This window comes from uncultured Christiangramia sp., from assembly GCF_913046405.1.
GTDB classification, from domain to species: domain Bacteria; phylum Bacteroidota; class Bacteroidia; order Flavobacteriales; family Flavobacteriaceae; genus Christiangramia; species Christiangramia marina.
This window is the reverse complement of the sequence record NZ_CAJWRQ010000108.1, coordinates 1-9,458: the sequence shown is the minus strand read 5'-3', so window position 1 is coordinate 9,458 and position 9,458 is coordinate 1. Positions and strand designations below refer to the sequence as shown.

Here is a 9,458-nt window from a genome sequence, read left to right as displayed (position 1 = left end):
AGTGGGGCAAGCTCAATGCTGCAACTAACTTATTAAAAATACTTGTGCTAAATTCATTCCCATCCTGAGCCTGTCGAAGGATGAGCTTGTCGCAGGCTGAGCAATGGCAAACAAGCCAACAAAATAATTATCCATTTTTAACTATCCATAGTCAATTGTCATTTGCCTATCGTACTTTTGAGGCTCTAACGGACAACATAGAACCGATAACAATAATATGAATTACCTTTCAGTAGAAAATGTTGCAAAATCTTATGGCGAACGTGTTCTCTTTGAACAAATTAGCTTCGGAATAAATAAAGATCAGAAAGTTGGTTTTGTTGCCAAGAATGGAACAGGAAAAACTAGTTTATTGAACATCCTCGCGGGAACCGATTCTCCAGATGATGGGCAGGTGATCTATCGTAATGACATACGCGTTGCTTTCCTTTCCCAGGAACCTGATCTTGATCCCGAGCTTACCATCGAGCAAAGTATTTTTTCGAGTGAGAATCCGACTCTAAAAGTAGTAGCTCAATACGAAAAGGCTATGGAAAATCCTGAAGACTCTGATGCTCTTCAGAAAGCAATGGATGCTATGGAAGCCAATAACGCCTGGGATTTTGAAACCGAATTCAAACAAATACTTTTCAAGTTAAATCTTGAAGATCTGCAGGCTGTCGTTAAGAACCTTTCCGGAGGACAGAAGAAACGCCTCGCCCTTGCCAGAATGCTTCTTAAAAAACCTGACTTTATCATCCTTGATGAACCTACCAACCACCTGGATCTGGACATGATCGAATGGCTGGAAGAATATTTCAGAAAACAGGATTTTACCATTTTTATGGTAACTCACGACCGTTACTTCCTGGAGCGGGTTTGTAACGAAATCGTAGAGCTGGAAGATGGCAAATTATATACCTATAAAGGAAACTATTCCTATTACCTGGATAAAAAAGAAGAAAGACATCAACAGGAAGCTACCAATACAGACAAGGCTCAGCAGTTATATAAAAAGGAACTGGAATGGATGCGTCGCCAGCCTAAAGCGCGTACTACCAAGTCCAAATCTCGAATAGAGGATTTCCATGAAATAAAACATCGTGCGGGACAACGCCGGCAGGATCATAAGGTGCAGCTGGAACTCAATATGGAACGTCTTGGAAGCAAGATCGTGGAGATTCACAATATTTCCAAGGAACTCGGCGGAAAGCAATTAATGGAAGGCTTCAGTTATAACTTCCTTAAAGGTGAACGAATCGGGATCATAGGTAAAAATGGTACCGGGAAATCTACATTTCTAAACATGCTTACGGGAAGTCTTGAACCGGATACCGGGAAGATCGTTATTGGTGAAACCGTAAAATTTGGTTACTATACTCAGAAAGGTATTAAGATCAAACCGGGACAGAAAGTGATCGAAGTGATCAAAGAGTTTGGAGATTATATTCCACTTAAAAAGGGCCGACAGATTTCTGCGGAACAATTGCTGGAACGTTTCCTTTTCAGCAGAAAAAAGCAATACGATTTTGTAGAAAAACTGAGTGGTGGTGAAAAGAAACGGCTTTACTTATGTACCGTTCTTATTCAGAATCCAAATTTCCTGATTCTCGATGAGCCAACCAATGATCTGGACGTTCTTACACTAAATGTTCTTGAAAGCTTCCTGATGGATTTCCCCGGATGTATCATCGTGGTGTCTCACGACCGGTATTTTATGGATAAAATTACCGATCACCTCTTTGTTTTTGAAGGTGGCGGTGCGATCACAGATTTCCCCGGAAACTACACCGACTTCAGAGAATACCAGGCTTCTAAACCTAAAGCTGGAAACATTCAAATAGAAAAGACTTCTGAAGCAAAAGACAAAAAAGAATATAAATCCAGCAGCTCCGGAGCTTCTCTAACTTATAACGAGAAAAAGGAATACAGCAAACTGGAAAAAGAGATCGCTAAACTCGAGAAGAAGAAAGAGAAAATTCAGCAAAGCTTCCTGGAAGAACTTAGTTCGGATGAAGTCGCTGAAAGATCCAAAGACCTGAAGAAAGTTGAAGACGAAATTGAAACTAAAACCATGCGCTGGTTTGAATTGATGGAGAAGTTGGAGGGGTAGTTTAAACGTTGTTTGTTGTTTGTTGTTTGTTAAGATTGAAAAATGAAGAGTTATAAAGATCTGGATATTTATAATTTGGCATTTGAATATGCTATGGAAGTACATGCCATTTCTTTGAAACTTCCGAAATTTGAACTTTATGAACAGGGAAGCCAGATTCGGAGATCCTCTAAAAGCATTAAGGATAATATCATTGAAGGCTATGGCCGACGTACTTATAAGCAGGATTTTCTCAAATATTTAATCTATTCTCACGCCTCGTTGCTCGAGTGTTTATCTCAATTAGAAATGATTGATCGCCTCTATGAAATTGAAGGGACAAAAGAACTCAAAGCCAATTATGAAATTCTGGGTGCAAAAATCTATTCATTTATAAAATATGTTGAAAGAGAATGGAAATAGTGTTCTTTTCTTTTCCATAATTCTTTATTTAGAAACATAAGACGCATAACCTACAACTGAGAACCGATAACCAATTTCATGCTCTTCCAACTCAAATCCTATATAAATTTTCTTTTAAAAAGTCAGAACGAACACGGACTCCACTCCCCTTTTGTTTATGAGCTGGTGACCAGATGTTTTTATGATACTTCGGAACATTCGGAATATGAATTAATCAAAGAATACCGTAATGATCTTCTTCGGAACAAGGAAATTATCGAAGTGGAAGATTTTGGGGCGGGAAGCAGGGTTTTTAGTTCAAATCAAAGACCGGTGCATGCCATTGCCAAAAATGCCGGAGTCACACTTTTTAGAGCAAAATTACTATCCAGGATCGTGAATTATCTGAATATCGAGAATGCTCTGGAACTGGGAACTTCTCTTGGAATAGCTTCCGCAGCCATTACAGCAAACAATTCCACAACACTTACTACTGTAGAAGGTTGCAAAGAAACCGCAAAAATCGCCCGGCAACAATTTCAAAAATTTCATCTCAAAAATGTTGATTTAAGGATTGATAATATTGAAAATGTTGTTTCTGATCTAACTGGTACACTCCGAAACAAGAATATCGAACAGAAAACTTCAGAGAAATTCGACCTTATTTATTTCGACGGCAATCACCAAAAGCAGGCTACACTGGAATACTTCCAGAAGCTATTACCTCTTGCTCACAATGATTCTGTCTTTATTTTTGATGACATCCACTGGTCTGCTGAAATGCAGGAAGCCTGGAAAGAAATAATTGAGCATCCACAGGTTCGGGTATCGATCGATACTTTTCAATGGGGTTTTATATTCTTCCGAAGTGAACAGGTAAAAGAGCATTTTACGATAAGGGTGTAACAAATTGGTTGAATCGCCGTCAAACAAGCGTAAATTAAAATCCATGAGTAAAGTAATCGAAATTCGCAGCATCACCAGAGATTTCCCTTTAGGTCAGGAAGTCGTAAAAGTTCTAAAAGGTATCGATCTGGATATTGAACGAGGTGAATATGTCGCGATCATGGGACCTTCAGGTTCCGGAAAATCTACTTTAATGAATCTTCTGGGCTGCCTGGATACTCCAACTTCCGGGTCTTATATTCTGAATGGAAAGGATGCCAGTAAAATGAGCGATGACGAACTTGCGGAAATCCGGAATAAAGAAATTGGTTTCGTTTTTCAAACTTTTAATTTACTTCCCAGAACTACAGCTTTGGATAATGTGGCTTTACCAATGGTTTATGCCGGCGCGACAAAATCGCAACGTAAGGAACGTGCTGAAGAAGTTCTTCGCAGCGTGGGACTTGGCGACCGGATGGATCATAAACCCAATCAGCTTTCGGGAGGACAGCGACAACGTGTGGCGGTAGGTCGTGCACTGGTTAATAAACCTTCCATCATTCTTGCAGATGAGCCAACTGGAAACCTGGATTCAAAAACTTCCGTAGAGATCATGAACCTTTTTGACGACATTCATGCTGCCGGAAACACCGTAATCCTGGTTACACACGAAGAAGAGATCGCCGAACATGCGCACCGGGTAATCCGCTTAAAAGATGGTAGAATAGAAACCGATGAACGTAAAAGAGTGCATACTCCTGCAGTTTAGATCAGATTTTTCAGGTTTTTTGTAAATTTAGATCTCTAAACAACTCTTATGATCGACCTTGATAGGGAAACCTGGCTATACCTCCTCATTATTGTAGCTATTCTCGCATTTTTTCTATGGAATTCCAACCGTAGTAAAAAAATTAAAATAGAGCGAAAGAACAGGAATTTCAGAAAACGTTATCACGAACGCAAACGAGACCAGGAATCTGATACTTTATAATCTTTTCTGAATGTTAAGCTCTCCGCTTTATTTTTCTTAGCTCCACGAACTTCGTACTTTTATCCTGATAAAAATTTGCAATGAAAATATATACCAAGACCGGGGACAAGGGCTCCACTTCTCTATTTGGAGGAACCAGGGTTCCCAAGCACCATATACGTATTGAAAGCTACGGAACGGTAGACGAATTGAATTCACATATAGGTCTTTTAAGAGATCAGCCAGTCGATAATAACACTAAGCAATTACTTATAGAAATACAGGACAGGTTATTTACTATTGGAGCGGTGCTGGCTACAGATCCTGAGAAGGAGAAACTCAAAAATGGCAAGGATCGTTTGAATATTCCTAAAGTATCTGATGCTGATATTGAAAAACTGGAGCATGCGATCGACCAGATGAATAGCGATTTGCCTGAAATGACGCATTTTGTGTTGCCTGGCGGACATCAAAGCGTGTCATTCTGTCACATAGCGCGTTGCGTTTGTCGAAGGGCTGAACGTATATCTACCGCTTTATATGACATTGAACCATTTCAGGATCAGGTTTTGGTCTATTTGAACCGACTTTCAGACTACCTGTTTGTGCTGGCACGGATGTTGTCTCATTCCTTGCAAGCTGAAGAAATTCAATGGATTCCAAAAAAATCCTAAATCAATTAGATTTTCATCATATTCATTGTGGATAATGCAAATAATGATCGAAATCTTTACGTTCTTATCATTATTGAGTAAATAATAGATTTTTTTCTTGGCTATTAGAGCAAAAAAATTATTTTTGCCAAAATTTAAAACCCGATTAATCAATGTATTGGACTTTAGAATTAGCATCTTATTTAAGTGATGCACCCTGGCCGGCCACCAAAGACGAGTTAATAGACTACGCAATTAGAACAGGAGCACCGCTTGAAGTTGTCGAAAATTTACAGGCAATAGAAGATGAAGGTGATTCATATGATTCTATTGAAGAGATCTGGCCGGATTATCCAACAGATGAAGATTACCTCTGGAATGAGGACGAATATTAAAATATAACACGTAGAAAATAGGGAAAAGTCTCAATCATGAGGCTTTTTTTTTGCGTAAATTTGAACCCCTTAAATAAAAAAACCACTATGAGTTTTTTAAATACCGTATTAAAAGCTTTCGTTGGAGATAAATCCAAGAAAGACGTAAAAGCGATTCAACCCATCGTAGATAAGATCAAGGCTCTTGAGTCTAAGTTCGAAGCGATGAGCCTGGATGAATTGCGTGCAAAAACATCTGAATTTAAAAGTCAGATCTCTGATGCTACTAAAGAAGTTAGAGATAAGATAGAAGCACTAAATAAGGAAGCTGACGAGATTGACGATATCACCCGTAAAGAAGATATCTATGCTGAAGTTGATGCGCTTAAAGATAAATCTTACGAGCTCTCTGAGGCAGTTCTCAACGATATCCTTCCAGAAGCCTTTGCAGTTGTTAAAGAGACCGCGAAACGCTTCTGTAATAATACGCAACTAAAGGTTCAGGCCTCTGCTTACGATAGAGAACTTTCCGCAGAGAAAGATTATGTAAATCTTGAAGGTGATCACGCGATCTGGAACAACTCATGGGATGCAGTCGGAAAGCCGGTAACCTGGGATATGATCCACTACGATGTTCAGCTTATTGGTGGTGTAGCCATGCACCAGGGAAAAATCGCAGAGATGCACACCGGGGAAGGTAAAACCCTTGTGGCAACTTTACCAGTTTACCTGAATGCTCTTACCGGAAACGGAGTGCACCTGGTGACCGTAAACGACTACCTGGCCAAACGTGATAGCGCGTGGATGGCCCCAATCTTTCAGTTTCACGGATTAAGTGTAGACTGTATCGATTATCACCGTCCAAACTCTGCCGCGCGTAGAAAAGCTTATAATGCTGATGTTACCTACGGAACCAACAATGAATTCGGTTTTGATTACCTGAGAGATAATATGTCTCATGCTCCCGATGATCTGGTACAACGCCCGCATAACTATGCGATCGTGGATGAGGTGGATTCAGTATTAATTGATGACGCCCGTACTCCATTGATCATTTCTGGTCCCGTACCTAAAGGTGATACGCATGAGTTTATGGAACTGAAACCTGCGATTGCCAATATCGTGGAAGTTCAGCGTAAATATCTAGTAAAAGTACTTGCTGAAGCTAAGAAACTGATCAAGGAAGGTGATACCAAAGAAGGTGGTTTCCAACTATTGAGAGTTTATCGTGGTCTTCCGAAGAATAAAGCATTGATCAAATTCCTTAGTGAAGAGGGTGTAAAGCAATTATTGCAGAAGACAGAGAATCACTATATGCAGGATAATAATCGTGAAATGCCGAAGGTGGACGCCGAGCTGTATTTTACGATCGAAGAGAAAAGCAATCAGATCGATCTTACCGATAAGGGGATTGAATTTCTTTCCGGAGAAAATGATCCTGACTTTTTCGTGATGCCTGAAATTGGAATGGAGATCGCAAAAATTGAAAAAGAAGGTCTTTCTGCCGAAGAAGAAGCTGAAAAGAAAGAAGAACTATTCAGAGAATATTCAGTAAAAAGTGAACGTATTCATACGCTTCGCCAGTTACTAAAATCATATACCCTGTTCGAAAAAGATACAGAGTACGTGGTGATGGATAACAAAGTGAAGATCGTAGATGAGCAAACCGGTCGTATCATGGATGGTCGTCGTTATAGTGACGGACTCCACCAGGCGATCGAGGCCAAGGAAAACGTGAAGATCGAAGATGCAACACAAACCTTTGCTACGGTAACCCTTCAGAATTACTTTAGAATGTACCGCAAACTTTCGGGGATGACTGGTACCGCGGTAACTGAGGCGGGTGAATTCTGGGAAATCTATGAACTTGATGTAGTGGAAATTCCAACCAACCGACCTATCGCCAGAAATGATAAAGAAGATTTGGTTTATAAAACCAAACGTGAAAAATATAATGCGGTGATCGATCATGTAACCGATCTTTCGAATGCGGGCAGACCGGTACTTATTGGTACGACTTCCGTTGAAATTTCGGAATTACTCAGCCGTATGCTGAAGCTTCGGAATGTACCTCATAACGTATTGAACGCGAAACGTCACAAGCAGGAGGCCGATATTGTTGCTGAAGCTGGTAATGCTGGTATCGTAACCATCGCCACTAACATGGCGGGTCGTGGTACCGATATTAAACTGAGTAAGGAAGTGAAGGAAGCTGGCGGTCTGGCGATTGTTGGTACCGAGCGTCATGATTCGAGACGTGTGGACAGGCAGTTACGTGGTCGTGCCGGTAGACAGGGTGACCCGGGTAGTTCACAATTCTATGTATCTCTTGAAGATAACCTGATGAGATTATTTGGTTCTGAAAGAATCGCCAAACTAATGGACCGTATGGGTCTGGAAGAAGGTGAAGTTATTCAGCATTCCATGATCTCCAAGTCTATCGAGCGTGCTCAGAAGAAAGTAGAGGAAAATAACTTCGGAGTTCGTAAGCGTTTGCTGGAATATGATGATGTAATGAACGCTCAGCGTGAGGTGATCTATAAGCGCCGTTATCATGCTCTATTCGGAGACAGGTTACGTGTGGATCTTGCCAATATGATCTTTGATATTTCTGAAAATATTGCTGAAACCAATAAAGGAGCTGAAGACTATAAGAACTTTGAATTCGAACTTATCAGGAATTTCTCTATGAGTTCTCCTGTTTCTGAAGAAGAGTTCAAGAAAATGACCCCTCAGAAGCTAGCTGGAGAGGTTTATAAGGCTGCTTACATACATTATGACACCAAGATGGCTCATAATGCTGAACGTGCATTCCCTGTGATCAAACAGGTTCACGAAGATGAGCGAAATAACTTCGAGCGTATTTCTGTTCCTTTTACAGATGGTACGAAAACATTGAGCGTGGTTACCAATCTTCAGAAAGCTTATGAAACTGAAGGAAAGCAATTAATTAAAGATTTCGAAAAGAATATCACTCTCGCAATTATTGATGAAGCCTGGAAAACTCACTTAAGAAAAATGGATGAGTTGAAGCAAAGTGTTCAGTTGGCTGTACATGAGCAGAAGGATCCATTGCTTATTTATAAGTTCGAAGCTTTTGAACTTTTTAAATCCATGCTGGAGACTGTAAACCGTGATGTGATGTCCTTCCTCTTCAAAGGAGAGATTCCATCGGCGAGCGTTCCTAATATTCAGGAAGCAAGGCAGGTTCAGCAAAAAGAGAAAGTTGAAACCAAGAAGGAAGAGATCCCTAATATGGATGAACGTGCTGCTCAAAGCCGCGCGGTTGGTAATACTCAGCGTAAACCTGAGATCACTGAAACTATCACCAGAGACCGACCTAAAATTGGTAGAAACGATAAGGTTACTTTGAAGAACGTCTTAAGTGGTGAAACTAAAGCCATGAAGTTCAAACAAGCAATTCCACTCTTAGATAAAGGAGACTGGGTTCTTGTAGACGAATAGAACCTTATCTTATATATTTAAAGCCTGAAGTTGTACTTCAGGCTTTTTTTATGACTCTGTATCATTGAGCTCTCCATACCTGGGTTTTTAAAAACAGTGTAAGTGAGACTGCACTAGTGCTTCATACTGCTGATACAAAACGTTTGCTTTGGAGAGTGTTGCTATCCAGAACCTGTCAAAGGCTGGATTATAAGAGCGCAATGGCGATCCCAAGGCTGTCGAAGACCGGATTCTAAAAATGCTATTGCCATCCTGAGCCTGTCGAAGGATGAGCAAATAGTAAGGTGAACTGCATTAGAATCATACTAATAAAACTTTCATTATTACTCGCACGAGTTTATTGAATGCTTGAATATCAAGACCAGAACAAATCAAACCACACTTCGACAGGCTCAGTGCTGCAAACTGCTGATCAAGAAATCTTATTTCAAATTCGTGGCTCGACCGAGCTTGCAAATGGCGGGATTACAAAAACTATTGCCATCCTGAGCTTGTCGAAGGATGAGCAAAAAGGAGGCTAAACTGCACTTGAACCAACCGAATAAAACTTTGATAAAACTAGCCCGAGTTTATTGAATGCTTAAATATCAAGACCAGAACAAATCAAACCACACTTCGACAGGCTCAGTGCTGCAAAC

The 9,458-nt window shown here is 40.3% G+C and carries 9 protein-coding genes; all 9 read left to right on the top strand.

Annotated elements, in window-relative coordinates; translation table 11 throughout:
- Nucleotides 1–217 precede the first annotated feature (217 nt).
- On the top strand, nucleotides 218–2,092 hold the full coding sequence (locus QZ620_RS12250; protein WP_295182079.1) for an ABC-F family ATP-binding cassette domain-containing protein: 1,875 nt from the start codon (nucleotides 218–220) through the stop codon (nucleotides 2,090–2,092).
- A gap of 42 nt (nucleotides 2,093–2,134) precedes the next feature.
- Nucleotides 2,135–2,494, top strand: a complete 360-nt coding sequence (locus tag QZ620_RS12245; RefSeq protein WP_295182076.1) for a four helix bundle protein — start codon at nucleotides 2,135–2,137, stop codon at nucleotides 2,492–2,494.
- A gap of 78 nt (nucleotides 2,495–2,572) precedes the next feature.
- Entirely contained in the window at nucleotides 2,573–3,379 is an 807-nt protein-coding gene (locus QZ620_RS12240) for a class I SAM-dependent methyltransferase (RefSeq protein ID WP_295182075.1), read from the top strand.
- Nucleotides 3,380–3,422: 43 nt separating this feature from the next.
- A complete protein-coding gene (locus QZ620_RS12235; RefSeq protein WP_295182074.1) occupies nucleotides 3,423–4,127 on the top strand; it encodes an ABC transporter ATP-binding protein in 705 nt (234 codons plus the stop codon).
- A 48-nt stretch (nucleotides 4,128–4,175) separates the two neighbouring features.
- A complete protein-coding gene (locus tag QZ620_RS12230; protein ID WP_295182072.1) occupies nucleotides 4,176–4,349 on the top strand; it encodes a hypothetical protein in 174 nt (57 codons plus the stop codon).
- A gap of 80 nt (nucleotides 4,350–4,429) precedes the next feature.
- Entirely contained in the window at nucleotides 4,430–5,002 is a 573-nt protein-coding gene (locus QZ620_RS12225) for a cob(I)yrinic acid a,c-diamide adenosyltransferase (RefSeq protein ID WP_295182069.1), read from the top strand.
- A 152-nt stretch (nucleotides 5,003–5,154) separates the two neighbouring features.
- Entirely contained in the window at nucleotides 5,155–5,376 is a 222-nt protein-coding gene (locus QZ620_RS12220) for a DUF2795 domain-containing protein (protein WP_008272287.1), read from the top strand.
- Between the two features lie 87 nt (nucleotides 5,377–5,463).
- The gene (gene secA, locus QZ620_RS12215; RefSeq protein ID WP_295182064.1) at nucleotides 5,464–8,820 is read left to right on the top strand and encodes a preprotein translocase subunit SecA; all 3,357 of its coding nucleotides are present in this window, start codon (nucleotides 5,464–5,466) and stop codon (nucleotides 8,818–8,820) included.
- A gap of 344 nt (nucleotides 8,821–9,164) precedes the next feature.
- A complete protein-coding gene (locus tag QZ620_RS12210; protein WP_295182061.1) occupies nucleotides 9,165–9,341 on the top strand; it encodes a hypothetical protein in 177 nt (58 codons plus the stop codon).
- The last annotated feature ends 117 nt before the right edge of the window (nucleotides 9,342–9,458 follow it).